The following is a 25,728-nucleotide window of genomic DNA, read 5'->3' as shown; positions in this document are numbered from 1 at the left end:
AAGAGGCCTACTTCTTGGGAGCGTCCTTGGCGACCGGCGCGTCCTTGGGCTTGCCCGAGGCGCTGTTGTAGTTCCGGATGACCTCGTTGGTCAGATCATACTGGCTCATCGCGAACACCAGGCCGGAGTCCCGCTTCTCGAAGACCATGCCCAGGTTGTCGCGCCGGGCGATGTTGGCGATGACCTCGTCGATCTTCCCGATGATGGGCTCCATCTCCTTGCGCTCGCGCTCGGCGATCTCCGCGCGGCTCTTCTCGAACTTCTGCATCAGCTCCAGGTACTTCTTCTGGAAGTCGGCGGCCTTCTGCGCGCGAACCTCCTCGCTCATGGCGCTGGCCTGCTTCTCCAGCGTCTCCTTCTCCTTGAGGAGGTTCTGCTGCTCCTGGGCGATCTCCTTCTCACGCCCCTCCACCCACTTCTGGAGCCGGTTCTTGGCGGCCTTGCCATCCGCCACCTCGCTCATCACGCGCTGATAGTCCACGTAACCGACCTTCAGCTCCTGGGCGGCGGCCAGGGTCGGAACGGCGAGCGAGAGGGTCAGGGCCAGAACCGACAGTTTGCTTCGAAGCGACATGTGCGACAGCTCCTCGGAGAGGTTTGGAAAGTCCGACGTTCCGACCCGCTTCCCTGTTCAAAAGGCCGTGAGGACGGCCACCTGGGAAGCGGGCAGGCCGCCTGTCAGAAGAAATTGCCGATCGTAAACTCGAAGAGGATGGGCTCGTCTTCCGTGCGCTTGTTGAGCGGGATTCCCCACTCGAAGCGCAAGGGACCGACCGGCGAGAACCAGCGGAAGCCGAAGCCCACCGAGGTGAACAGGCCCCCCAGCGGCAGATTCACACCCCGGTCGTTCCGGATGGCGAAGAAGTTCTCGTTGGAGGCGAACGCGTTGCCCGCGTCGAAGAAGACGACGCCGCGGATGCCGGCCTTCTCGAAGACGGGGAACTCCAGCTCCAGGTTGAGGATGAGCTGCTTGTTGCCACCCACGTTGAGCCGCTCGATGGGGGCGTCCGGCGAGCCCGAGCTGGGCGCCAGCAGTGAGGGGCTGATGCTGCGCAGCAGGTAGCCGCGCACCGAGTTGATGCCACCCAGGTAGTAGAGCTCGGAGATGGGCAGCGGCCGGTTGGCATCCAGCTGCTGGATGTAGCCCACGGTGGCGTTCGTCTTGAAGACGGCGCCCAGGGGCAGGGGGAAATAGAGGCGCGAGTAGGCCGTGTAGCGGGTGAAGAGGAACGGCGAGTTGCCGATGCCCAGGAAGGGCGGCGCGTACTCCACCGAGCCGTAGTGGATGAAGCCCTTGGAGGGGAACAGGCGGTTGTTGCGCTTGTCGTAGGTGACCGAGAAGCGCACCGAGCTCGTCACGCCGCTGAGGAAGCGGTTGGCCAGCAGCACGCCGCCGAAGTCCTGCGAGGCCGACACGTTCACGTGCTCTTGCGAGTAGCCCACGTTGAGGAGCAGGTCCTCGATCACCTGGTAGCCCAGCGAGAAGTTGCCGCCGGTGGACTGACGGGTGAAGTCGACGTAGTCCGCCTCCACGCGGAAGAAGTCGGCGGACAGCAGGAAGTTGGTGTCCAGGAAGTACGGATCGAAGAAGGACAGCTGCACGAGCGAGCGCAGGCTGGAGATCTGCGCCGAGGCCGACACGCTCTGGCCCCACCCCAGGAAGTTGTTCTGCGACACCTGGGCCGTGAAGATGAAGTTCTCCACGTTGGAGAAGCCGAGGCCCACCTGGAAGGTACCGGTGGCCTTCTCCTTCACCTCCACCTGGATGATGATGGAGTCCTGGCGGGTGCCCGGCCGCTGGGTGACTTCCACCGTCTCGAAGAAGCCGAGCGCCGTCACGCGCTCCTTGCTGCGGCGCACGCCGGTGCCGCTGTAGAGCTCGCCCTCGTAGACGCGCAGCTCGCGGCGGATGACCTTGTCACGCGTCTTGGTGTTGCCCACGAGCTCGATGCGCTCGATGGTGACCTGGGGGCCCTTCTGCACGTCGAACGTCAGGTCCACCGTCTTGGTGTCCGCGTTGACGTTGGTGACGGGGTTGATGTTGGCGTAGGCGTAGCCGCGGTCGTAGTAGACGTCCGTGATGGACTGGATGTCCTGGCCCAGCTCCGTACGGCTGAAGTGCCGGCCCGTCCCGGAGCTCATCAACCCGGCCAGCTCCTCCTTGGAGACCACCAGGTCGCCGGAGAAGTCGATCTTCCCGATGTTGTAGCGCTCCCCCTCGGCCAGCTTGATGGTGATGTAGATGTAGCGCTTGTCGGCGGAGAGCGAGACGGTGGGCTTGTCCACGCGGACGTTGATGAAGCCCTCGTCGTAGTAGGTGGCCTGGATGACCGCCAGGTCGCGCTGGAAGGCCTCCTCGCGGTAGGTGCCCTCGCCGGTGATGAAGGAGAGGTAGCCGCCCTCCTTGGTGATCATCACGTCCTTGAGCTTGGAGCCGGACACCTGCTCCGCGCCCAGGAAGACGATGTCCTTCACCATCACCTTGGAGTTCTCGTCGATGACGAACACCACGTCGACCTGGCCACCCTCCACGGGGGTGATCTCGTGGCCGACCTCGGCGAGGAAGTAGCCCTTGTCGACGTACTTCTCCTGGATCTTCTTCTGGGTGCGGCGCACCGCATCCATGTCCAGGATGGTGAGGGCCTTGACCTCGATGGACTCCTTGAGGTCGTCCTGGCTGAGCTCCTCGTTGCCGCGCAGCTTCACGGCGCGGATGGAGGGCCGCTCCTGGACGCGCACCACGTAGACGATGCCGCCGTTGGGCAGCCGCTGCGTCAGGAGTTGAACGTCCGCGAAGTAGCCGAGGGCCCAGACGGCCCGGAGATCCTCGGCGGTGCGGGACTCGTCGAAAATCTCACCGGCCTTGGTGCGGAGGGCGCGGCGGATGGCCTCGGCCTCGACGCGGCGGTTGCCCTCGATGCGGATGTCGGTGACCTCGCCCTCCCGGACCTCCCGGTCGGGGGCGGCGGGTGCATCGGAGCCGGGCGTGGCGGGGGCCGGGGGAAGCGCCTCGGACGGCACGGAGGCCGGCGGGGTGCCCCTGTCCGCCTGCGCGAGCACGCGACCGGGCATCACCGTCCAAGCGGCGACGAGGAGCGGGACAAGGAACCTGAGCGAGAGAACGGGGAGCCTCAAGGAGCGTTCGGCCTGTGAAGGGCGGGGCAATCTACGGGAGGACTTCGACGGGTCTCAATGGGAAATCGCCGGAGGGGGGGCGGAGACGTCAAGCCTCGGTCACCTGGCCGGCCACCAACCGCAGCCGGCGGGGCATGGAACGGGCCAGGACCTCGTTGTGGGTGACCACCACGGCGGTGATGCCCAGGTCCCGGTTCACCTCGCGCAGCAGCTGGTGGATGCCCTCGCCGGTGGCGGGGTCCAGGTTGCCCGTGGGCTCGTCGGCGAGCAGCACCGCCGGCTTGAGCACCAGGGCCCGGGCCAGGGCCACGCGCTGGGCTTCACCACCAGACAATTCCCCGGGCCGGTGCTCCACCCGGCTCCCCAGCCCCACCCGCTCCAGCAATTCCCGCGCGTAGCCGTAGGTCTCGCCCCGGTCCCGGCGCTGGATGAGGGCCGGCATGGCCACGTTCTCCAGGGCGGTGAACTCGGGCAGCAGGTAGTGGCTCTGGAAGACGAAGCCGATGGTGCGGTTGCGGAAGTCGGCGATCTCCGCGTCGTTCATCGCGAAGACGTTGCGGCCCTCGAAGCGCAGCTCGCCCGCGGCCGGCATGTCCAGCGTGCCCAGCACGTGCAGGAAGGTGCTCTTCCCCGCTCCGGACGCACCGATGAGGCTCACCAGCTCGCCCTTCTCGATGTCCAGCGACACGCCGCGCAGCACGTCGATGCGCTTGCCGTGCAGGAAGTAGCTCTTGAAGACGTTGTGGATGGAGAGCAGCGCCATCTTCTTCACTCCGCCTTCAGGCCTTCCACCGGCTCCACGCTGCTCGCCTTGAGCGCGGGATAGATGGAAGCCAGGTAGGTGACCAGGACCGCGATGACCACCGCGAGCGCGGTCTGCACCGGCTCGATCTTCACCGGCAGCGAGGGGATGTAATAGACGGACGGGTCCAGTTTGATGCCCACCTTCAGGATGAAGTAGCACCACGCCAGGCCGGACAAGAGCCCCAGCAGGCCGCCCGCCACGCCAATCTGCAGGCCTTCCGCGAGGAAGATCTTCACGATGCCGCCGTCGGAGACACCGAGTGCCTTGAGCACGGCGATCTCCTTGCGCTTCTCCAGCACGAGCATGATGACGGTGGCCACGATGAGGCCGGCGGCCACCACGATGATGATGGACAGGATGATGCCCATCACCAGCTTCTCCAGCCGGAGCGCGGAGAAGATGTTGCGGTGGATCTCCCCCCAGTCGCGCGAGCGGTAGGGGTAGCCGCCCAGCTCGCGGGACACCGCCTGGGAGATGCGCCGGGCGTCGTCCACGTCCGCCACCTTCAGCTCGATGCCGCTGGGGCCATCGGTGCCGAAGAGCTTCTCCGCCTCGGACAGCAGGATGTAGGCGAACTTGGCGTCGTACTCGTACATGCCCGAGTAGAAGATGCCGGCCACGCGGAAGGCGCGGCTCTTGGGGATGAGACCGGCGGGGCCCAGCTCGGCGCCCTGCGGGGAGATGACGTTCACCCGGTCCCCCACCACCACCCGGAGGATGCTGGCCAGCTCCCGGCCGAGGATGATGCCGGGCAGCACCTTGTCCGAGGCACTCTTCGTGGACTTGCCGATGATCGGATCCTCGGCCTCGTCCTCCTCCTCGGGCGCATCGGGCTGCTTGCCGAACATCGTGCGCCGGGGAGCGATCTTCTGGGGCTGCTCGAGGTGGTCCAGGCTGCCGCCCGGCAGCATGTTCTGGCGCAGATCCAACACCGAGCCCACCGTCTCCGGGTCGATGCCCTTGAGGACGATCCCCTGCACCTCGTCATCGGCGAGCACCATCACCGGGTTGTCGATGGACGGCGTCTGACCCTGCACGCCGGGCACCTTGGCGATCTGCTCCATCAGCCGCTTGTACTCGGGCAGCTGGCCCGCGTACTTGGACACCACCACGTGCGAGTGGGCGCCGAGGATCTTCTTCTGCAGGTCCTCCTCGAAGCCGCTCATCACCGACAGGACGATGATGAGGGCCATCACGCCCACGCCGACGCCGCCCACCGACAGCGCCGTCATCATCATGGTGGGCGACTGCTCACGCAGCTTGAGGCGGTTGAGCGCGGAGGCGGCGGCGAGCGGATCCTTCAGGCCCAGGGCCCGGATGCGCGTGCGCTCCACGGCCGCCTCCACCGCGCGGATGATGCCGTAGACGATGAGCGGCGGGACGATGCCGAACATCAGCACCGCCAGCGTGCCCAGCAGCAACGAGGGGCGGAAGACGCCCACGTGGCGGCGGGCCACGAACAGCTCGAAGCCCAACCGGAGATCCAACCGGCCGCTGCCCGCGGCGATGAAGCCGGTGTTGATGCCCAGCACCAGCATGAGCACCAGCAGCGAGAAGACGAGCCAGTAGCCGATGACCGGGCGGCCGAGCATGTCCGCCAGGTACGTCACCTCGCGCAGCCGGTAGCCCAGCGACAGCTGGAGATCCGGGAGCTGCTCCATCAGCGTCAGCAGGATGGGCACGGGCAGGCCCAGGTAGATGACACCGATGGTGGCCTCGGGCATGGCCACCCGCCGCGCGCGCGAGGCCCCCACGAAGCCGCACGCGAAGGCGACCAGCGAGGAGACGATCAGCGACACCGCGAAGGCGACCGTCGGCGCCAGCCCCGACGACTCTCCCGCCGCCCCGGAGCCGCCACCGCTGGACAGGAACGTCTGCAGGAGGATGAGCACCAGCTCCGACAGCAGGATGCCGCCGCCGTAGGCGCCCAGGGTGCTCCAGTAGAAGTCCCGGTACTGGGCCAGCCGCGGGTACAGCGTCGCGCCAGCGGCCGGGCTCGGACCCTCGGCGGAGGCCGGAGCGCGCCGGATGCCGGAGGCGATGAGCACCCAGCCCACCAGCCAGGCCGCCGCGCCGGAGATGAGGTACTCCTTCCCGACGAGCTCCACGGCGGACGGCAGGGCGGACTGCACCGGCAGCAGGCCCAGCGCGTTGAGCGCCTGCAACAGCCCGCCCCAGCTGAGGGTGGACAGGCCGAGCGTGCCGGCCACCCGCGCCCAGGCGTCGGCGCGGGTGATGGCCAGGCCGAGCAACACGGCCCCCACGAGCGCCACGAGGGCGCCGCTCCAGATGAGACTCCAGCGGTAGACGGTCTGCCGTTCGGCGTTCACGAGATTCCCTGCCTACTTCGTAAGCGGCTTGAGGAGGGGGAAGAGGATGACGTCGCGGATCGACGGTGCGTCCGTGAACAGCATGGCGACGCGATCAATCCCGATGCCCTCGCCAGCCGTGGGCGGCATGCCGTGCTCGAGGGCACGGATGTAGTCCTCGTCGTAGTCCATCGTCTCCTGCTGGCCGCGCTGCCTGGCGTCCAGCTGGGCGAGGAAGCGCTCCTTCTGGTCGAGCGGATCATTCAGCTCGGAGAAGGCATTGCCGATCTCCCGGCCGGCCACGAAGAGCTCGAAGCGGTCGGTGATGTCCGGGTTCTGATCGTTGCGGCGCGCCAGCGGGCTGACGGCGGTCGGGTAGTGGGTGATGAACGTGGGGTGCACCAGCTTCTGCTCCACGTGGTGCTCGAAGAGCGCGCCCACCAGCTCTCCATGGTGCATGGTCTCCACGGCGCGGCGCTCGGCGTCGCCGTGCGTCGTCTTGAGCAGCTCGCTCCGCAGCCGCTCCGGGTCCGCCATGTCCTTGTCGCTCAGGGAGGGCACCACCTCGCGGATGGCCTCGGTCATGGGGATGCGCTTCCACCCCTTGCCGAAGTCCAGCACGTGCCCCTGGTAGGTCACCTGGGTGTCGCCCGTCACCGCCTTGGCCGCGCCCGAGAGCATCTCCTCGGTGAGGTCCATCAGGTCCTCGAACGTGGCGTAGGCCTGGTAGAACTCGAGCATCGTGAACTCGGGGTTGTGCCGGGTGCTGATGCCCTCGTTGCGGAAGTTGCGGTTGATCTCGTAGACGCGCTCGATGCCGCCCACCACCAGGCGCTTGAGGTACAGCTCCGGGGCGATCCGCATGTACAGATCGATGTCCAGGGCGTTGTGGTGGGTGCGGAAGGGCCGGGCCGCCGCGCCGGACACCAGCGGGTGCATCATCGGCGTCTCCACCTCGACGAAGTCGCGCGCGTCGAGGAAGTCCCGGATGAAGCGCACCAGCTTGTTGCGCTTGAGGAAGACCTGCTTCACCTCGGGGTTGGAGACCATGTCCAGGTAGCGCTGGCGGTAGCGGACCTCGACGTCCGTGAGGCCGTGCCACTTCTCGGGCAGGGGCCGCAGGGACTTGGTGAGCGGCACGAACTTCGTGGCGGACAGGGTCAGCTCGCCCGTCTTCGAACGGAACACCGCGCCCTGGGCGGCGACGAAGTCACCCATGTCCGTGAGCTTGAAGAGCTCGTAGGCGTCCCCGAGGGCGTCCTTCTTGAGGTGGACCTGGATCTCCCCCGAGCGGTCGCGCAGCTTGACGAAGGCGGCCTTGCCAAAGCTGCGCACGGCCACGATGCGGCCGGCCACGTCGTAGACGGCGGGCTCGGCCTTCTCCAGTTCCTCCATGGACTGGTTGCCGTGGCGGGCGAGGATCTCCGCGGCCAGGTGCTGGGGGCGGTAGCCGTTGCCGTACGGGTTGAAGCCGGAATCCCGCCATTTGCGCCCCTTCTCGAGGCGCTGGTCGTAGATTTCCTGCTCCTTGGACCCGAGGTCCGCTTCCGCGTTCTTGTTCTCTGGAGTGTCAGCCATGGGGCATCCCGTAGGGGCGCGGCACCGTAGCCAAGCCCACCCCGGGACGCAACGAATGGCTGGAAGGGATGTTCCCGAAAAGACCCGCCCCCGCCCGTCTCAGGGCGCGGACATGATGAGGAAGGCCCCCACCGCGGCCGCGATGAGCAGCGGAATGAGGATCTCCACTGGCAGGCGGTAGTGCGCGTGCATCTGGTGCAGCCGCTTGAGGCCGAAGCGCCGCTGGCGCTTCACCCGCGTCATCACCATGGAGGCCAGCGCCGGGGGCGCCTTCTGCTTCTCCACGTTGCGCACCCGCAGCACGGTGGCCGAATAGCGCTGCCACCCCTGCGCGCACTCGCCGCACCCGTCCAGGTGCGAGCGCACCGCCTGGGCCTTGTCGGCCGGAAGCTCCTCATCGGCGAGGGCGATGAAGAGGGCCTTGGTCTCGCGGTGGCTGAGCTGCGCTGGCATATCCCGGAGTCTCCGCTGAAAACCGTTCATTCCTCAAGCCGTCCCAGGAGATCCGCCAGCTTCTCCCGTGCGCGGTGGAGCCGACTCTTCACGGTACCCAACGCCAGCTCCGTGATGTCGACGATCTCCTCGTATGACAACCCCTCGATGTCCCTCAGGGCCACCAGCATCCGGGCGTCCGGATCCAACTGGGAGATGGCCCACTGTACCCGCGCCTGTTCCCTGGCCGACTCCAGCGCCGCGTCCGGCCCCGGGGGCGAGCCCAACAGCTCCGCCAACGCCCCCTCGCTCTGCTCGCCGTACTCCTCCGAGCGTCCCCTGCCCCGCCGCTTCAGGTACTTCAGCCGGTTGATGCAGTGGTTCTTTCCAATCCGGAACAACCACGTGGACAGCTTCGAGTCCTCCCGGAAGCGCGACAGGTTCTGGTGGGCACTCACGAAGACGTCCTGCACCAGATCGTTCGCCTCCTCCCGGTCCCCCAGCATCCGCACGCAGAAGTCGTAGAGCCGGTCCTGGTGCGTGTTGACCAGCGACTCGAAGGCCCCCGGGTCGCCCCGCCTCAGGCGCGCCAGCAACAGGCGCTCCTCGCGCGCGGCGGCCTCGGCCTCGGCGGACACCGGCGTTCCCTCTGTCTCCATCCCGAGCACCCCGCTCGAAGACACCGGTGACCTCCCCACGTGGCCTACACCGCGCGCGTCCATCCTACCCCGTCTCGCGTTTTCCCGTTCCACGGCCTGAGACAACGAGGCCATGGAAAGGTTCCGCGGGACTTCCGGGCAATTACTCGGGGACGTTGCGGTTGGGGTTCTTCACGCCCATGAGCTGGGCGGTGACGAACTCCTCCAGGCTGCCGTCCAGCACGGCGTCCACGTTGCCCGTCTCCACGCCGGTGCGCAGGTCCTTCACCATGCGGTAGGGCGCGAGCACGTAGGAGCGGATCTGCGAGCCGAAGGAGATGTCCTTCTTCTGGGCCTCGGCGGCGGCCTGCTCGGCCTCGCGCTTCTTGAGCTCCAGCTCGTAGAGGCGGGCGCGGAGGATCTTGAAGGCCATGTCCTTGTTGGCCGACTGCGAGCGCTCCGTCTGGCAGGTGATGAGGATGTTGGTGGGCAGGTGGCGCAGCTGCGCCGTGGAGGAGGTCTTGTTGACCTTCTGACCGCCCGCGCCACCGCCGCGGATGAACTTCAGCTCGTAGTCCTTCTCCGGGATGTCGATCTTGATGGTGTCATCCACCTCCGGATAGACGTCCACCGAGGCGAAGGCCGTCTGCCGGCGCGCGTTGGCGTCGAAGGGGCTGATGCGCACCAGCCGGTGCACCCCCACCTCGGCCTTGAGGTAGCCGTAGGCGAACTCGCCTTCAATGCGCAGCGAGACGTTCTTGAAGCCCGCCTCTTCGCCCTCCACCGCGTCGTTGATCTCGACCTTCCAGCCCTTCTGCTCGCAGTAGCGCGTGTACATGCGCATGAGCATGGCGGCCCAGTCCATGGAGTCGGTGCCGCCCGCGCCCGCGTTGATGTCCATGAAGCAGTTGGAGCGGTCCTGCTCGCCGGAGAGCATCCGCGCCAGCTCCAGTTTGGCGACCTCCGACTCGAGCGAGCCGAGCGAGTCCTCGGCCTCCTTGGCACTGGCTTCGTCGTTGAGCTCGGCGGACAGCTCGAAGAGCACCTGGGCGTCGTCCAGGCCGCGCAGGGTCTTCTCGTAGGCGCTCACGCTCGACTCGAGCGTGGTCTTCTCCTTGAGCATCGCCTGCGCCTTGGTGTTGTCGTCCCAGAAGTTGGGGAGCGTGGACTCTCGCTCGATCAGCGCGATGCGGGACCGCTTGCGGTCGAGGTCAAAGATGCCCCCGGAGCGCGAGCAGGCGCTCCCGAAGTCCGTTGATCTTCTCCATCGAGTCGTTGGCCATGTGTGTCGTGTCCTCGGTGTGCGCGAGGGGTACCCGCGCGCGATTGCCGGATGATCAGCTACCGGAAGCCTTCAGGGAAGGAGACAGTGGTTCCGCGGGCCGGGCCGCCCGAGCCGGGAGTCGGGCGAGGGTGCAGGCCCCCTCCAGTCCCATCGACACGGGAAGCAGGAGCGCGATGAGGCGCCAGTTGTCCTGGTCGAACATGGGCAGCAGCTTGAGCACCAGCCCCAGGACGCCCAGCGCCGCCAGCACCCGCCACACGCGCCGCAGCCGCTCGAGGGCCCGGGGCGAGCCGCGCATCAACTGGATGCCCAGGGGGATGGCCAGCACGGTGAGCGGGTTGGCCAGGAAGAGGTTCTCGTTGCGGTACGTCACCGTGTGGTCGGTGAACAGCCACATGATGAACAGGGCGAGCCCCGGAATCCCGGACACCAGGCCCACCAGCAGGTTCTGCAGGCCGAGCAGGATGCGAGGCAGCCGCCCTCCCCCGCTCCGGCGGATCCACCACCCCAGGCCCGCCGCGCCACCGCCCAGCAGCAGCCCCAGCACCAGCAGCACGGGCCCGTACTTCGGCGGCTCCGCGGGTGTGACCGGGCGGCCCTCCGCCGTGTAGATGTTCAGGGTCTTCGCCACCAGCGGGTGCTTCTGCCCGTCCTCCCCCACCACCTGCGTCTCCGCCACCTGACGCTCCAGCTCGTCCGGGAGGAAGGCCTCCTGCCAGCGGGTGACGGGCTTGTCGATCTCGTCGTTCATCAGGAAGTCGAGCAGCAGGCCCATGGCCGGGTTGACGTCCGAGTAGCGGCGCGTGTGGTCGCGCAGCGTCATGCGCCCGGGGCCGCTCATGGCCTGGTGCAACTGGCCGCCCACCACCTTGTCGATGGCGTCGCGCAGCCGCGTCACGCAGTTGTCGTTGTAGTGGTGGTAGAGGTAGTGCCGGTTCTCCGGCAGCACGTTCACCGCGAGCAGCCGCCCCAGCTCCACCTTCTGCGCCGGGGACAGGTTCAGCTCCTGCAGCCGCACGTCCCGGTTCAGCGAGCGGTAGAAGCGGAAGGTGCCCGCGGGGCTCGCGTCGTCCACCCAGAACTCGAGCCGCCCCATGGCGTAGCGGGCCAGCATGGTCGAGTCGAAGGAGAACATGCCGTAGTTGTAGAGACGCGACTGCTTGAGCCGCGCATCCTCCACCACCAGCGAGCCGTGCCCGAACCACGAGGCCACGTCATCTCCGGGCCCGAAGGTGGCCAGGTAGATGTTCAGGTCCTGGCCCTGGCTCTCGCCCGTCCCCCAGGGAGGCATCTCCTGGGAACGCGCCGGGGTGGCGGCCAGCAGCAACAGGCCGAACAGGCAGGTCAGCAATGGAGCAAGACGAGGCATTGTCCGTCCCAACAAATGAGGGCGGGCCTACCTATCATGCGCACTGCCCGACTCAACCCCGAGAGTGGCTGGCAGGTGAGCGGGCGTTCGGGGCATGAAGGGCCCTCCCCTTTTCCCAGGAGTCTCTCATGTGGCGCGGCATCCTGCTCGGCACCCTCTTCTTCATCGCCTGTCATCGCCCCCCGGCCCCCCCCTCCTCGGAGGCCCCCCAGCCCACCACGACCGCGACCGAGGAGACCCGGAGCGGAGGCTCCGCGCTCACGTCGCCCTCGGACGCGGGGGGCTCGGCGGCCCAGCGCCCTCCTCCGGTCCAGACGGAGCCCCAGGCGGGTGGCCCGGGCGACCCGAAGGCGGACGACCGCTGCACGCGCGATGCGGACTGTGTCGTGACGCAGACCGCCGCCGAGGGGTGCTGCCCCCAGTGCACGCCGCGGGCGCTCTCCACCGCCGCGCTCGCCCGCCTGAAGCAGTCCTGCGTGAGCGTCCCGGAGGAGACCTGCCCCATGCCTCCCTGCATGCCTCCCCAGGGCATTCCCACCCCGGCCTGCGTGGGCGGGCACTGCACGGTGCGCTTCAAGCCCCTGGACTGAGCGAGGCCTCCGGCGCGAGGGCCCTCAGGTCATGAGCTTGCGGGCCCGGGGGGCCACGGCGTCGCCCACCATGCCGCTCTCGCCCAGCAGCCGCTCCTCGGTGCGCGCCATCTTCTGCGCGTCCTTGGGGCGCTCGTGGTCGTACCCCAGCAGGTGCAGCAGCCCGTGGGCCAGGTAGCGCGCCACCTCGGCCTCGAGCGTCCGCTCGTACTCCCTGGCCTGCTTCTTCGCCGTGTCCAGGGAGATGACCACGTCCCCGAGCTGCCTCGGCCCGGGCGTGCCCTTGGGCAGATCCCCCGCTGGGAAGCTCAGCACGTCCGTTGCCTTGTCCTTCTTGCGCCACGTGCGGTTGAGCCGCCGGATGGCGTGGTCTCCCACCAGGGAGATGGACAGCTCGCACCCCGACAGATCCAACTTGCGTAGGAACGTCTCCGCCAGCTCCGTCACCTGCTTGGAGAAGCGCTTGCCCTGCGGGTGCGCCACCTGCACCGTCACCCGGTTGTCCTCCGCCTCCTGGGGCGCCTCCTCGATGTGGGCCCGCTCCACCCGGAAGGCCGGCGCGCAGAGCGAGTAGTAGTCACACGCGCCCTGCCCGTCGTTGCGGTACACCACCCGGTGGCCCCGCGGCACCATCCCCAGCTCCCCTTCCCCGATGAGCTGGCGCCGGCCATCCACCACCAGCGTCAGCTCCCCCTTGAGGACGATGACCACCTCGTCGAACTCGGGGGTCTGCGCCGGCTCGGACCAGCCCGGCGGCGCCAACATGCGGGCCACCGACATGGAGTCGGTGCCCGTCGTCGCCGCGCCCACGAACTCCTCGATGCGCTTTCCATCCTCGCGCGGGATGATCTTGCCCTTGCGCAGCTTCACCACGTTCGGCCTCCTCCGCCGCCTCAGGTGCCCGTGCCCGCCGGGCGCGCCTTGCCATCCTGCTTCGTCGTCGTCCCCGCCACCGTCAACGCCGCCCCCTTGGGGCCCGCCTGCAGCGCTCCCGCCGGGTACTCCGGGCGCGCATGGTAGATGCCCTCCAGCGTGTGCAGGAAGGATTGTGCGATGAGGTTCAGGTCCCTCAGCGTCAGATCACACTCGTCCAGCTGCCCCTCGGAGAAGATGAGGTTGATCATCTTCTGCACCTGGGCCTGCAGCCGGGTCGTGGTGGGCTCGGGCAGCGCGCGCGTCGAGGCCTCCACCGCGTCGGCGATCATCACCAGCGCCGCCTCGCGGAACTGAGGCTTGGGGCCCGGGTAGCGGAAGATGCTCTCGTCGATGGGCGGAGCGCCTTCCTTGCCCTCCTGCTCCTTGACGGCCTTGTGGAAGAAGTAGCCCACCAGCCGCGTGCCGTGGTGCTGCGGAATCGCATCCGCCACCAGCTTGGGCAGCCGGTACTGGCGCGCCATCTCCAGCCCCTCGGTGACGTGGCGCTTGATGATGACGGCGCTCATCGCCGGGGCGAGGCTGTCGTGCCTGTTCTCGCCCTTCTGGTTCTCGCCGAAGTAGAGCGGATTCCGGCCCTTGCCGATGTCGTGGTAGTACGCGCACGAGCGCGCCAGCAGCGGATTGGCGCCAATGGCCTCCGCCGCGTTCTCCACCAGCGTGCCGATGATGATGGAGTGGTGGTAGGTGCCCGGTGCCTGGACGATGAGCTCCTTGAGCGCCGGGTGGTTGAGGTTGGCCAGCTCCAGCAGCTTCAGGTCCGACGCATAGCCGAACACGGACTCGATGAGCGGCGTGAGCGCCATCACCATCACCGGCACCGCCAGCGCCGTGCCCGAGAAGGCGAACAGGGCCGTGATGAGCGTGTCCGGCGTCAGCCCCTTGCCCTCGGCCAGGAAGAGGCAGAGCACCGCCACCAGGTTGACGCCACCGGTGGCCACGCCCGCCCGGAAGAGCCCCACCCGGTCCTTCGCGTAGGTGACGCGGTCCGCCGCCACCAGCGCGCCCACCAGCGCGTAGATACCGAAGGACAGCGAGTTGCCCAGCATCACCCCGCACAGGCTCGCCATCACCAGGGCGAAGAAGAGCGCCAGCTCCTCGGAGAGGATGAAGCGCACCAGCATGGCTCCGGCCGCCACCGGGAAGGCGTAATAGAAGGCCTCCAGGGGAATGGCCGTGTACCGGTCCTGCACCGCGTCCGCGATGGACACCCACACCTGCAGCAGGCCCAGCATCGCCACCAGCAGCGAGCCCAGCAGCATCGCGTCCTTGCGCGTGGGCCGGAAGCGCCGGAAGGCCGCCCGGCAGAAGAGGTACGTGGCGGAGATCAGCAGCGCCACCAGCCCCGTGCCGCCCACCTGCAGCTGCACCAGGTCCAACCGGTCCGTCTGCGAGCGCATGCCCCGGATGGCCACCAGGTGCGTCTCGTTGACCAGCTCCCCGTCCCCGATGACCCGCTGGCCCTTCTTGATGGAGATGACGGCGTCCTTCACCGCCGCCGCCGCCTGCCGCCGCCGCGCGTCCGTCTCCGCCAGGTTGATGGTGAGGTTGGGCCGCACCAGCCGCTTGGCCAGCCGCAGCACCGCCCGCCGCTGCACGCCCGGCGAGTCCGGCAGCAGGTTGCCCGGGATGGACGCGAAGCGGTCCATCTCCATGTGCGCCTCGCGCACGTCCACCACCGTGGGCGCCGTCCCCGGCAGCGTCTGCTCCCCGTTGTGCCTCAGGTCCCGCACGGTGATGCCCTGCGGACCCTCGCGCGATACCTCCTCGCGCGAGTTGGTGATGTACACCGGGGTGGGCTCGGAGAAGCCGTACGCCCGCTCCACCAGCGCCACCGTGGCCTGCTCCATCGCCTCGGAGAAGCGCGCCGAGGCCAGGGCCTGGACGTCGTCATTGTCCAGCACCGCGTCCTTGCGCCCGAACAGCAGCCCCTGGAAGAGCTCGCGCTCCTCCGGCGTCACCAGGGACGCGGCCGGCTTGCGTGCCTGCGCCTTGCCCGTCTCCGGCGCCACCACCGGCGCCTCTTGCTGGGTGGCCGCCGCCCGGGCCGCCAGCCGCTGACGCATCTCCTGGAAGGCCGCGCCCACCGCCGCGCGGATCTCCAACAGCACGCCCGGGCTCAGGTCGTACACCGGCCGCACCGCGCCGCGCGCCTCCAGGCGCCGCTGCTCGGTCATCGCCTGGTGGATGATCTCGTAGTCCCGCCCCGCCTTGAAGCCCGCCGGGGAGTTGGCCCGGAAGGGCTTGCCCAGGTGCTCCTCGGTGAGTGCGGGAATCTGCTGGCTGAAGAGGCCCGGGGAAATGACGAACCCCGCCGCCACCGACACCGTCAGTAGCAGCAACACACTCGTCAGGCGCCGGCCCCAACGGGGGCCGAGCCGGAAGCGGTGGGCGAGCGCGTCCAGCGGACTGGGTCCGGGGGGCGACGATTCCGGTTCGGCCATGGGGCTGTCCAACCTATGGGAGGCGTGGCGGGTTCATCAAGCAAACCGGGCGGCGGGAATCCCCTCCGCCGCCCGCCGCCTGCTCACCCGGCTATCGAGCGAGGAAATTCAAGGGGTTGGCGTGTCGGATTCCGGCGCACCGGCAGCTACTTCCGGTGCCGTTCCGCCCGCCGCCGCCGCTTCCGCTTCCTTCAGGGCCTTGGCGGCCTGCTGCGCCGCGTCGTAGCGATCGTAGGCGCGGATGACTTCCTGCACCAGCGGGTGACGCACCACGTCCACCTCGGTGAACTCGGAGATGTTGATGCCCTCCACGTTCTTGAGGATGGAGCGCGCGTGGTGCAGGCCGCTGGCCTTGCCCACCGGCAGGTCCACCTGCGTCACGTCACCCGTGATGACCGCCTTGCTGTTGTAGCCCAGGCGGGTGAGGAACATCTTCATCTGCTCGATGGTGGTGTTCTGCGCCTCGTCGAGGATGACGAAGGAGTCATTGAGCGTGCGGCCGCGCATGAAGGCCAGCGGGGCCACCTCCACCACGCCCTGCTCAATCAGATGCAGGGCGCGCTCGACGGCCATCATGTCGTGCAGCGCGTCGTAGAGCGGACGGAGGTAGGGGTTCACCTTCTCGGCGAGGTCACCGGGGAGGAAACCAAGCTTCTCACCGGCCTCGACGGCCGGACGCGCCAGGACGATGCGCTTGACCTTGCGCTCCTGCAGGGCGGCCACCGCCATGGCCATGGCGAGGTACGTCTTGCCGGTACCGGCGGGGCCGATGCCGAAGACGATGTCATGGGCGCGGATCGCATCTACGTAGCGCTTCTGCGCGAGGCTCTTGGGGGCGATCTGCTTGTTGCCCGAGCTCTTGAGCACCGGGCTGTTCATCACGTCCTGGAGCGACTCCGCCCCGCCGCGGCCGAGCACCTTGATGGCCTGCTCGACGTCCTCGCGGTAGATGGGGCGGCCGGCGCGGATCATCCCCTCGAGGTTCTCCACGAGGCGCACCGTGAAGGCCACGGCGTCCGAGGGCCCCGACAGGTGGAGCTCGGTCCCCCGCTGTCCGACCCGGACGCCGAGCCGACGCTCCATGAGCTTCAAGTTCTCGTTCTGGTTGCCACACAGCGCCAGGGTCGTTGCGTTATCGCGGACATCCACCTTGGCCGAGGTGGGGCTGACTGCTGCTTGAGCCTCTACTGTGGCGGGGTTTCGCAATTCGTCTAATCCCTCGGGACGGGTGTCGGACAATTCAGGATCCTCACTGTCAAGCTAACGTCCTCCCACTGTCGGCGAAAGGAGGAAGCGAGCAACCCACCTAGCGCAGGGGAGACAGGAGGATGAACTGCCGATCTGACGTCCGGCGGTAGTAGTAATCCTCCCGCCAGGGGTAGCGCAGGTCCTCCTGCTGTAGGAGTCCCACCTCCACCAGGGCATTCAAGCGCTCGGGGAGGGCTCCCTTTTCCAGTCGGAACACCTCCAGTGCGGCTTCGATTCTTGCCCGCTGGGCGCGCGCCAGGAGGCGCTGGGCCGCCGGGTCCGCGAACGAGGAGGCGGAGTCGTCCCCCAGGTCCCAGGTGTCCGGGCGGAGCCGCGAGCCCACGAAGCCCAGGGCGGCCAGGACGATGACCGTCACCACGGCGCGGGCCACCACGCCACCCACCCGGACGAGCAGGTTGGCCGCGCCCACGGAGGCGGACCGACCCGAGGGCTGATGGGCGCGGATGTACTCGAGGTTGAGCAGGTTGACGAGCGCCTTGCTGGTCTCGAACTCGCCCAGGCTGCTGAGGTCCACCAGCTTGCGCAGGTCACGGCCGGGGGCGATGAGCTCGTAGACGCGGCGCTCGGCGCTGCCGATGGACTTGAACTCGCCCTTGTTCTCGTCCTTCTTCTCCTCGGAGAAGGCGTCGTCGAAGGAGGCGTCGAAGTCGTCCTCCTCCTGCTGCTTCTTGTTCTTGGGGTTGGGGGCGGGCAGCTCCTTGAGCCGCTCGAAGGTCATGGCCTCGCTGGAGATCTTCTTCCGGACGTGGGGCCACTCGTCCACCATCCGGAAGCCTTCCATCAGCACGCTCTCGGCGCGCAGCGGCGTGATGGACTCGCTGTCCGGCTGGACGTCCTCCTGCTTGAACTCGTAGGTGCCCGCCTTCCAGAGGAAGAGCCCGTAGAGGGTCTCCGTCACCTGGAGCTGCATCATCTGCTTGAGCTTCTGGGCGGAGATGGCACCGGAGCTGGTGAGCACGTCGCCCAGCCGCTTGAGGGTGCGCTTCTGCGTCTCCAGCGCGCTCTCGAGCTGCTGCTCGGTGATGAGCTCGGCGCGCACCAGCATGTTGCCGATGAGGTCCTTCTTCTTCCGGGTGACGCTCTCGGCGCGGACGATGGCGCCGTCCCGGAAGAAGACCTGGACCTCCTGCTCCTTGCTCTTGAGGTACAGGACACCCGTCTTCTGCTGCTGACCGATCAGCTGCAGGATGTCCGCGATACCAAAGTCCTTGAGCGTTCCCGTGAGGGCCATCGTCGGTCCCGGCCTATTCGTTCTGGCGGCGGTACAGGCCGCGCAACGTCAAAAGGTGGAGGGGAATGAGCAGCAGCAGCAGCGGCGCGAGCTTGAGGTACAGCGGAGCCTCGCCATAGGGCGCGCGCAGCACGCCGGAGCGCAGCAGCACCCCGGACACCGCGAAGAGGAAGAAGAAGGCGTAGAGGGTGCCGCGCACCGGCAACCCCTGGAACAGGTGGCCCGCACCGGACACCAGCGCGCCCACGGCGTACGACACGCCGCTCTCCCACTGGCGGTGGCGCTCGATTTCAATCTGCTTGCGGGCCCGGACCCGCGCCTCCACCGCGCCCTTGCGCGAGAAGGCGTTGACGCACTGGGCGCACATCTTGCTCGCCACGCCCAGCTCCTTGTCGCACCGCCGGCACACCGGGCGGCCGCACTTCTCGCACTCGCTCGAGGCCTTCATCGACTGGCCCGCGAAGCCGAGCCCGAAGGCCAGCAGCGCGCCCAGCACCGGCAGGCCCCAGGCGGTCAGGCCCGAGCCGCCCCCGAGCAGCCGGCGCGACAGCTGCGCCTCCACCCGCACGCCGGCCTCCGGATCATCCGTGGGCGGCAGGTCCTCCTCCGCGAGCGCCGGGGCGAGTAGCAGGCGGTTCATCACCAGGCGATCCTCCGGCGGCCGCTGCCACATGAGCAGGGAGGCGTCGAGGCGCTGCGCGGCCTGGAGCGCATCGCGCGCCTTCTGGTTCTCGGAGCCGATCTCCGAGTCCGGGGCCACCGCGGCGCGGCGGCGGTAGATCTCGGCCATGTTGAAGGCGGGAGCGGCCATTCCCGGATCCGCCTCCGAGGCCTCGGTGTACTTGCGCAACGCCTCGTCCGTCTCGCCCTTGACCAGCAGCGCGTTGGCCCAGTTGGTCAGCAGCGCCGCATGCGGGGCGTTGCTCATGGCCGACGCCGCCTTGTAGTGGGCGATGGCCTCGTCCAGCTGGCCGCGGCGGGCCTCGAAACGCCCGAGCGCGAACAGCTCCGCGAACTCGATCTTGTACTGCTTGTCCTCGCTGCGCGCGCGCACCCGATCGGCCACCGCCTCCGCGGACAGGCCCCCGCGCTCCAGGATGTAGACGTCCTCGGCCACCGTCCCGGCGAAGGCCGACGTCTGGGCGATCTTCCCGGCGGCGAACGGCACGAAGGCCGCCGCCACCAACAACACCGCGCCCACCGCCCGCTCCAGCTTCGAGAGGTAGAGCGACACCGACAGCAGGAGGATGAGCAGCACGGGCACCAGGCCCAGCCGCAGCGCCACCGGCGTGCCGATCAGCAGCAGCACCGCCAGGGCCGCGGACTGCCACCGCGCCGCCGCCCGGGGGAAGAGGTGGTGGAAGTCATGGAAGAAGAAGCGCGCCCGCCGCAGGAAGAGCACCGCCACCACCACCGCCGCCGTGGCCAGCACCGCCACCAGGAACACCGCGCCCAGGTCCGCCAGCGCCGGGCGCCGGTAGCGCGGATCCTTCAGCATCACCATCAGCGCGGCCTTGATCTCCTGGCTGTACGCCCCCACCTCACCGGGCGCGCGGCGCGCATGGGCCTCGGCGAGCGCGAGCCGCGCATAGGGAAGATTGGGCGAGAGCGACACCGCTTGCTGCAGCAGCTGCAGCGCACCGGCCCCGTCGTTGGCCTTGCGCCGCCCCTCGGCCGCCCGGATGAAGCCGATGCTCAGCGACTCCATGTCCAGCGCGGCCACGTCGTCCTTGAGGGACACCAGCTCCGTCTGCGCCTTGCGCGCCGACTCCATGTCCAGCGCGGCCACCGCCTTGCGCCACTTGTCCCAGGCGGCCTGCAGGTCCGCGTCCGTCACCCGCGGGGCCCGGATGGGCGGAGGCGGCGGCCGGACCACCGGCGGCGGCGCGGGCGCGGCCGGCTTCATCTCCACCGTCATGCCCGTCGCGGGCTTCTCGTCCACCGGAGGCGCGTCCTGCGCGGCCTCCTCGTCCCGCCCCTTCTGGCCCTTGCGGTTCTTGCCGCGGCCCGCGCGCGTGGAGCCCTCGTCCGTCTCCTCCTCGGAGGTGTCCTCCTCGGACATCTCGTTCGAGGGCTCGACCGTCATCTCCGACGGCTCCAGCATCGACGGATCGTCATACCCCGGCTTCTCGGCGGGAGCCTGACGCTGGGACTTCTGCGCAGTGGAACGCGGCTTCTGCGCATGCGCCGGCCGCGCGGGCATCCACACGGCAAGGCACATCATCAACGACAAGAGGCGCAACAGGGGAAGGCGCGGCATTCGGGGTCCCGATGATAGGCGACGGGCCACCCCCACGGAAGTTGTCACCCCCGTTTCGCAGTTCCCCCGTGTTACAGGGAGCTCGCTCGCTCGCCGGGGGAGGAGAGCCATCATGAGTGCAGCAGGGGAGCAATTGGACAGGTTGGTGGAAATCATGGCCCGGCTCCGGTCCCAGGATGGTTGTCCCTGGGACAGAGAGCAGGACCTGCGCTCGATGCGTCCCTATGTGACCGAGGAGTCCTTCGAGGTCGTCGACGAGATGGACCGGGTGGCCGAGGGCGGCCCGTGGCGCGCGCTGTGCGAGGAGCTGGGGGATCTGCTCTTCCAGATCGTCTTCCACGCGCGGCTGGCCGAGGAGCTGGGCGAGTTCTCCATGGCGGACGTGTCCCGCTCCATCAGCGACAAGCTCACCAGCCGCCACCCGCACGTCTTCGGCGAGCGGCAGGCGGACGGCACCCCGCAGCCGCTGGCCAACTGGGCGAAGCTGAAGGCCGAGGAGCGCAAGAAGAAGACGGGCCGCGAGGGCTCGGTGCTGGACGGAGTGCCCACGGGCGCCCCCGCCCTGCTGCGCGCCGAGCGGCTCACGGAGAAGGCCAGCCGCATCGGCTTCGACTGGCCGAGCCTCCAGGAAGTCCGCGCCAAGCTGTACGAGGAGCTGGGCGAGCTGGACGAGGCCATCGCCTCGGGGAACCGGGACGCGCTGGAGCACGAGCTGGGGGACGTCCTCTTCTCCCTGGCCAACCTCGCGCGCTTCATCCAGACGCCGGCCGAGGACGCGCTGCGGATGGCCATCCGCCGCTTCACCACCCGCTTCCAGCACATCGAGTCCGCCCTGCGCGCCGAGGGCATCCCCCTGGGCGAGGCCACCCTGGAGCACATGGATCGGCACTGGGACGCCGCCAAGACCGTGGAGAAGGGCCTGCCGCCCCCCGTCCGCGTCCCCCGCGCCCCCCTGGTGGCCCTGCGCCTGCCGGTGCCGGACCTCGCCGCCCAGCGGGCCTTCTGGGATCGGCTCGCCCCGCTCCTCGGTTGGAGCGCCGAGCGGGGGGCGGCCGACGAGGCGGCCTACGGTGACGGACTGTACCGGCTCGTCTTCACTCCGGGCCCGGGTACCCCCTCCCCCACGACGGCGAGCTTCGGGGCCCCCTCCGCCGAGGCGGTGGAGCGGCTGCGGACCCTCCTGGAGGGCACCTCCCCCGGGTGCGTGCTCGAGGGCGGGGGCTCCACCGGGCGGATCACCTTCCGGGACCCGGCCGGCCTGCGTTGGGAATACGCCTTCGGAGCCCGCTGATTGATGAGACTCGGGCGTCCGGAAGGTGGCATGGATCACGCAGGTCTTGACGCTCAGTGGGCGCCGAAGTAGGTACGGCGCCTCTTTTCCACAGAAGTAAGCTGGAGATCACCTTGGCCAACACCAAGTCCGCAGAGAAGCGTAACCGCCAGGCCCAGAAGCGCCGCGCTCGCAACGTCAACGTCCGCACCACGGTGAAGGATGCCGTGAAGAGCATGCGCGACTCCCTCACCACCAAGGACACGGCGAAGACCGGGGACGCCCTCAAGGCCGCCACCCGCACCATCGACAAGGCCGCGTCCAAGGGCGTCATCCACAAGCGCGCCGCCTCGCGCCGCATCTCCCGGCTCGCCAAGGCCGCGAACCGCGCCAAGGCCGCCGCGAAGTAATCGCGCCCCTCACCAGTTGCTGGCCAACCGGTCGTAACCCTCGCGCAGCAACGTCTCGGCGAGACGGTGCAGCGCGGCCCGCCGGTTGGCCTCCACTTGCAGCACATCACCGGACACGCTCGTCGTGCCCGGAATGAAGTCCTCCGTACCGGAGACCTCCGTCTCCGCCAGCACCCGTCCGTCCCGCTCGAGCCGCAGCAGCACCACCGCGGACGCTTGGTAGCCCGCCACCTGCGCGGCCGCGCTCCGCGGATCGCTCTGGAAGGAGGGCTCGGCGACGACGGTGGGCCCATTGCCCACGCTCCGCACCACCCCCGACAGGGTGGCCTCGCAGGCCCCCGTACCGCCGAGCACCCCGGCGCGCACCAGCTCCTGGCGCAGGATGCGGGTGAAGAGCACCTCCAGCCCCGGCTCGGCCGTGTCGTTGCGGAAGACGGGCGCGCACACCGAGCGCACCCCCTCGGGAAGCCCCGCGTCCCGGGACGTGAAGCGGTAGCCGCACCCGGCCGCCGACAGCAAGAGAACCCACCCCATCGCGCGCATGCGGGACATGGCGCCCACAGTAGCGGCGAGATCCCCCGGGTCAAGCGCGAGGGGAGCCCCGGCCGAAGCAGGCTACGCGGGGGGCTCGCTCACCTTCACGCCGCGGGAGCGCACCGCGTCCGCGAGCGTGCGCCAGACCGAGCGCAGGTGCTGCTCCTGGGAGGAGCCGCGGCGCACGGTGCCCAGCTCCCAGCGCGTCTCCACCTGGCCGGTGGACTCCAGGACGAGCGTGTAGCGCCGGCTGGAGAACGCCAGGGCCAGCCCCACCAGGGCCAGCACGCCGAGCAGGAGGCGCAGGCCCTGCCGGGGCACGAACGGCAGCAGCACGATGGCGGCGGCGGTGAGGGCCAGGGCCTCGGAGCGCGGCCGGTGCACCAGGGAGAGCCGGCGCAGACTCGGCAACTCGAGGAGGAAGGGCGTGGCGGAGTGGCCTGGACGGTAGGAGAGGCGGTTGCCCTCGCCGGTGAGGACGCGCCCGCCCGGGAGCTCCGCCGAGAGGAAGCGCTCCGGGGAGGTGGTGCCCACCGCGAGAGGCAGGGGCGCATCGGGCAGCTCCCCCCCGCACGCGGCGCACCGGCCCGCCCCCGCCTGCTGGGGACGGCCGCACCGCTTGCACATGACGAGGACCTCGGTGGGCACCGGGCTCCCGTCTCAGCCGACGACGAAGTTCACCAGCCGCTTGGGGACGAAGACGAACTTGCGCAGCGTCTTGCCCGCCATGGCCGCCTGCACCCGCTCGTCCGCCTCGGCCGCGGCCCTCACGTCCGCCTCGGCCGCGTCCGCCGCCACGCGGATCTCCGCGCGCAGCTTGCCGTTCACCTGCACCGCGTACGGAATCACGTCGTCCACCACCAGCGATGGATCGAACTCCGGCCAGCCCTGCGTGACGGTGAAGTCCTTCGCGCCATAGGACTCGGCGATCTCATCCGCCAGGTGCGGAGCGAACGGCGTCAGCACCACGGACAGGATGCGCACGGCCTCGGCCATGGCCGCCTTCTCCGCGGGCGTCTCCGCCGTGCCCAGCGCGTACAGCGCGTTCACGTACTCCATGGTGCCGGCGATGGCCGTGTTGAAGGACAGCCGCTCGATGGCCTCCCCCACCCGCTTCAGGCACTTGTGCGCCGCGCGGCGGATCTCCAGCGCCTTGCCCTCGTAGGCCCCCGTGTGCGTGGACCCCGCCACCCCCTGGTGCTGCACGGCCAGCGTCCACACCCGCTTCAGGAAGCGGAACGCGCCCTCCACCTGATCGTCGGACCAGTCGAAGTCCCGCTCGGGAGGGCCGGCGAACAGCACGTAGGTGCGCGCCGTGTCCGCGCCGTACTTCTGCACGATGGAGGCCGGCGCCACCACGTTGCCCCAGCGCTTGGACATCTTCCGCCCGTCCGGGCCATTGACGATGCCCTGCGTCACCAGGCGCTTCACGGGCTCGTCCACCGGGCTCAGCCCCAGCAGCTTCATCACCCGCGTCCAGAACCGGAAGTACAGCAGGTGCATCACCGCGTGCTCGGGGCCGCCCACGTACACGTCCACCGGCAGGAAGCGCTGGGCCTCCTTGGGATCGAAGGGCGCCTCGGTGTAGTCCGGCGACAGGTAGCGCGCGAAGTACCAGCAGGAGTCGACGAAGGTGTCCATCGTCTCCGTCTCGCGCCGCGCCGGGCCCTGGCACTTGGGGCACGTCGTATTCACCCACGAGGGCACCTTGGCCAGCGGCGGCTCGCCCTTGCCCGTCAGCACCGTCTGCGTGTCGATCTCCGGCAGGCGCACCGGCAGCTGCTCCAGCGGCACGGGCTGGCCCTTGCGCTCCGGATCGCACTTCTCGCAGTACACGATGGGGATGGGCGTGCCCCAGTAGCGCTGGCGGCTGAAGCCCCAGTCCTTCTGGCGGTACGTCACCTTGGGCTCGCCACGGCCCTCGGCCCGCAGCTTCTCGCCCATCTTCTTGCGCGCCTCCGCCGACGCCAGGCCCGAGTACTCACCCGAGTCCACCAGCACGCCGTCCTCGGTGGCCGCCGCCTCCAGCTTGTCGCCCGAGGGCAGCTTGTCCCCGGTGGCCGGCTGCACCACCACCTGGATGGGCAGGCCGTACTTGCGCGCGAAGTCGAAGTCGCGCTCGTCGTGCGCCGGCACGCTCATCACCGCGCCCGTGCCGTAGTCGGACAGCACGAAGTTGGCGATCCAGATGGGCACCGGCTGGCCCGTGAAGGGGTTGATGGCGTGCGCCCCGGTGAAGACGCCCTCCTTCGTCGCGCCCTCGGCCGTGCGGTCCGTCTTGGAGATGGCCGCCATCTTCTTCACGAAGGCGTCCACCTCGGCGCGCTGCGCGGGCGTCGTCACCTGCGCCACCAGCTTGTGGTCCGGCGCCAGCACCACGTAGGTGCAGCCGTAGATGGTGTCCACGCGCGTGGTGAAGACGCGGATGCGCGCGTCACTGCCCTGCACGTTGAAGTCCGCCTCCACGCCCTCGGAGCGGCCAATCCAGTTGCGCTGCATCGAGGTGATGCGCTCGGGCCACTCCTTCAGCTCGTCCAGGCCGTCCAGCAGCGCCTGCGAGTACTTCGTGATCCGGAAGGACCACTCGGGCAGTTCCTTGTCCACCACCGGGGACTCGCAGCGCTCGCACGTGCCGTCCTTCACCTGCTCGTTGGCGATGACCGTCAGACAGCCCGTGCACCAGTTCACCTTGCTGAAGCGGCGGTAGACGAGCCCCCGCTCCAGCATCTGGATGAAGAACCACTGGTTCCACCGGTAGTACTCGGGCTCGCTGGTGTTGACCTCGCGCGTCCAGTCGTAGCTGTAGCCCAGCGAGCGGATCTCCTTCTTGAAGGAGTCGATGTTCTCGCGGGTACGCACCGCCGGGTGCACGCCGTCCTTGATGGCCGCGTTCTCCGCCGGCAGACCGAAGGCATCCCAGCCCATGGGGTGCAGCACGTCATGGCCCCGCATCTGGAAGAAGCGCGCGTAGACGTCACCGATGAGGTAGTTGCGCACGTGCCCCATGTGCATCTTCCCGCTGGGGTACGGCAGCATCTCGAGGATGTACTTCTTGGGGGCCCCGGGGCGCTTGCCCGCCCGGAACACTCCCGCCTCTTCCCAACGGGTCTGCCACTTCTGCTCGATTGCCTGCGGCTCGTAACGCTCGTTCATGGCCATGACGGGGTGCGTCTTAGTGGGACGCCCGGCCCCAAGCAACAACAGACGCCCGGGTCCGTCTCCCTCTGACGCTCGGC

The 25,728-nt window shown here is 68.9% G+C and carries 20 protein-coding genes; 3 read left to right on the top strand and 17 right to left on the bottom strand.

From position 1 onward, the window contains the following. Positions 1-7 precede the first annotated feature (7 nt). The 9 genes from AC16DP_RS38550 to AC16DP_RS38510 all read right to left on the bottom strand — a co-directional run bounded on the left by AC16DP_RS38550 (position 8) and on the right by AC16DP_RS38510 (position 11,551). Positions 8-574, bottom strand: a complete 567-nt coding sequence (locus tag AC16DP_RS38550; RefSeq protein ID WP_329728372.1) for an OmpH/Skp family outer membrane protein — start codon at positions 572-574, stop codon at positions 8-10. Between the two features lie 104 nt (positions 575-678). After that, on the bottom strand, positions 679-3,072 hold the full coding sequence (bamA, locus tag AC16DP_RS38545) for an outer membrane protein assembly factor BamA (RefSeq protein WP_329728373.1): 2,394 nt from the start codon (positions 3,070-3,072) through the stop codon (positions 679-681). A gap of 151 nt (positions 3,073-3,223) precedes the next feature. Beyond that, entirely contained in the window at positions 3,224-3,898 is a 675-nt protein-coding gene (locus tag AC16DP_RS38540) for an ABC transporter ATP-binding protein (RefSeq protein WP_329728442.1), read from the bottom strand. A 5-nt stretch (positions 3,899-3,903) separates the two neighbouring features. Further along, on the bottom strand, positions 3,904-6,270 hold the full coding sequence (locus tag AC16DP_RS38535; protein WP_329728374.1) for an ABC transporter permease: 2,367 nt from the start codon (positions 6,268-6,270) through the stop codon (positions 3,904-3,906). 12 nt (positions 6,271-6,282) lie between these two features. Beyond that, the gene (gene lysS, locus AC16DP_RS38530) at positions 6,283-7,827 is read right to left on the bottom strand and encodes a lysine--tRNA ligase (RefSeq protein WP_329728375.1); all 1,545 of its coding nucleotides are present in this window, start codon (positions 7,825-7,827) and stop codon (positions 6,283-6,285) included. Between the two features lie 99 nt (positions 7,828-7,926). Further along, positions 7,927-8,280, bottom strand: a complete 354-nt coding sequence (locus AC16DP_RS38525) for an anti-sigma factor family protein (protein ID WP_329728376.1) — start codon at positions 8,278-8,280, stop codon at positions 7,927-7,929. Between the two features lie 26 nt (positions 8,281-8,306). Further along, a complete protein-coding gene (locus tag AC16DP_RS38520; protein WP_329728377.1) occupies positions 8,307-8,942 on the bottom strand; it encodes an RNA polymerase sigma factor in 636 nt (211 codons plus the stop codon). A gap of 118 nt (positions 8,943-9,060) precedes the next feature. Continuing rightward, a protein-coding gene (prfB, locus tag AC16DP_RS38515) for a peptide chain release factor 2 (protein WP_329728378.1) occupies positions 9,061-10,180 on the bottom strand; the annotation gives its coding sequence in 2 pieces (ribosomal slippage) (positions 9,061-10,110 and positions 10,112-10,180; 1,119 coding nt in all). A 54-nt stretch (positions 10,181-10,234) separates the two neighbouring features. After that, positions 10,235-11,551: an Lnb N-terminal periplasmic domain-containing protein gene (locus AC16DP_RS38510; RefSeq protein WP_329728379.1), complete on the bottom strand. Its 1,317-nt coding sequence runs from the start codon at positions 11,549-11,551 to the stop codon at positions 10,235-10,237. Positions 11,552-11,679: 128 nt separating this feature from the next. Here AC16DP_RS38510 and AC16DP_RS38505 point away from each other — a divergent pair, with 128 nt between their 5' ends. Beyond that, on the top strand, positions 11,680-12,141 hold the full coding sequence (locus tag AC16DP_RS38505; RefSeq protein ID WP_329728380.1) for a hypothetical protein: 462 nt from the start codon (positions 11,680-11,682) through the stop codon (positions 12,139-12,141). 24 nt (positions 12,142-12,165) lie between these two features. Here AC16DP_RS38505 and ybeY read toward each other — a convergent pair whose 3' ends face one another. The 5 genes from ybeY to AC16DP_RS38480 all read right to left on the bottom strand — a co-directional run bounded on the left by ybeY (position 12,166) and on the right by AC16DP_RS38480 (position 20,278). Further along, positions 12,166-13,011, bottom strand: coding sequence for an rRNA maturation RNase YbeY (gene ybeY, locus AC16DP_RS38500; protein WP_414640708.1), 846 nt, complete (start codon positions 13,009-13,011; stop codon positions 12,166-12,168). Positions 13,012-13,034: 23 nt separating this feature from the next. Then, positions 13,035-15,518, bottom strand: a complete 2,484-nt coding sequence (locus tag AC16DP_RS38495) for an HD family phosphohydrolase (protein WP_329728381.1) — start codon at positions 15,516-15,518, stop codon at positions 13,035-13,037. A gap of 108 nt (positions 15,519-15,626) precedes the next feature. Then, a complete protein-coding gene (locus AC16DP_RS38490) occupies positions 15,627-16,724 on the bottom strand; it encodes a PhoH family protein (RefSeq protein ID WP_329728382.1) in 1,098 nt (365 codons plus the stop codon). Positions 16,725-16,824: 100 nt separating this feature from the next. After that, positions 16,825-18,018: a DUF4388 domain-containing protein gene (locus tag AC16DP_RS38485; RefSeq protein WP_329728383.1), complete on the bottom strand. Its 1,194-nt coding sequence runs from the start codon at positions 18,016-18,018 to the stop codon at positions 16,825-16,827. A gap of 13 nt (positions 18,019-18,031) precedes the next feature. Then, the gene (locus AC16DP_RS38480; protein ID WP_329728384.1) at positions 18,032-20,278 is read right to left on the bottom strand and encodes a tetratricopeptide repeat protein; all 2,247 of its coding nucleotides are present in this window, start codon (positions 20,276-20,278) and stop codon (positions 18,032-18,034) included. A gap of 112 nt (positions 20,279-20,390) precedes the next feature. Between AC16DP_RS38480 and mazG the strand changes: the two genes are divergently transcribed. Together mazG and rpsT are read left to right on the top strand one after the other, a co-directional pair. Continuing rightward, a complete protein-coding gene (gene mazG, locus AC16DP_RS38475; protein ID WP_329728385.1) occupies positions 20,391-21,569 on the top strand; it encodes a nucleoside triphosphate pyrophosphohydrolase in 1,179 nt (392 codons plus the stop codon). A gap of 113 nt (positions 21,570-21,682) precedes the next feature. Next, entirely contained in the window at positions 21,683-21,958 is a 276-nt protein-coding gene (gene rpsT / locus AC16DP_RS38470; protein ID WP_329728386.1) for a 30S ribosomal protein S20, read from the top strand. A 9-nt stretch (positions 21,959-21,967) separates the two neighbouring features. Here rpsT and lptE read toward each other — a convergent pair whose 3' ends face one another. From lptE to leuS, 3 genes are all read right to left on the bottom strand, one after another. Beyond that, positions 21,968-22,510 (bottom strand): LPS assembly lipoprotein LptE, encoded by a 543-nt coding sequence (gene lptE, locus AC16DP_RS38465; protein ID WP_329728387.1) that lies wholly within the window; start codon positions 22,508-22,510, stop codon positions 21,968-21,970. Positions 22,511-22,573: 63 nt separating this feature from the next. Then, complete coding sequence (locus AC16DP_RS38460; protein ID WP_329728388.1) at positions 22,574-23,140, bottom strand: hypothetical protein; 567 nt, start codon at positions 23,138-23,140, stop codon at positions 22,574-22,576. A 12-nt stretch (positions 23,141-23,152) separates the two neighbouring features. Continuing rightward, the gene (leuS, locus tag AC16DP_RS38455; protein WP_329728389.1) at positions 23,153-25,651 is read right to left on the bottom strand and encodes a leucine--tRNA ligase; all 2,499 of its coding nucleotides are present in this window, start codon (positions 25,649-25,651) and stop codon (positions 23,153-23,155) included. Positions 25,652-25,728 lie beyond the last annotated feature (77 nt).

It is taken from the genome of Archangium sp., from assembly GCF_057119385.1.
Note: the sequence above shows the minus strand (reverse complement) of the source record. Positions and strands in the feature narration are given on the sequence as shown.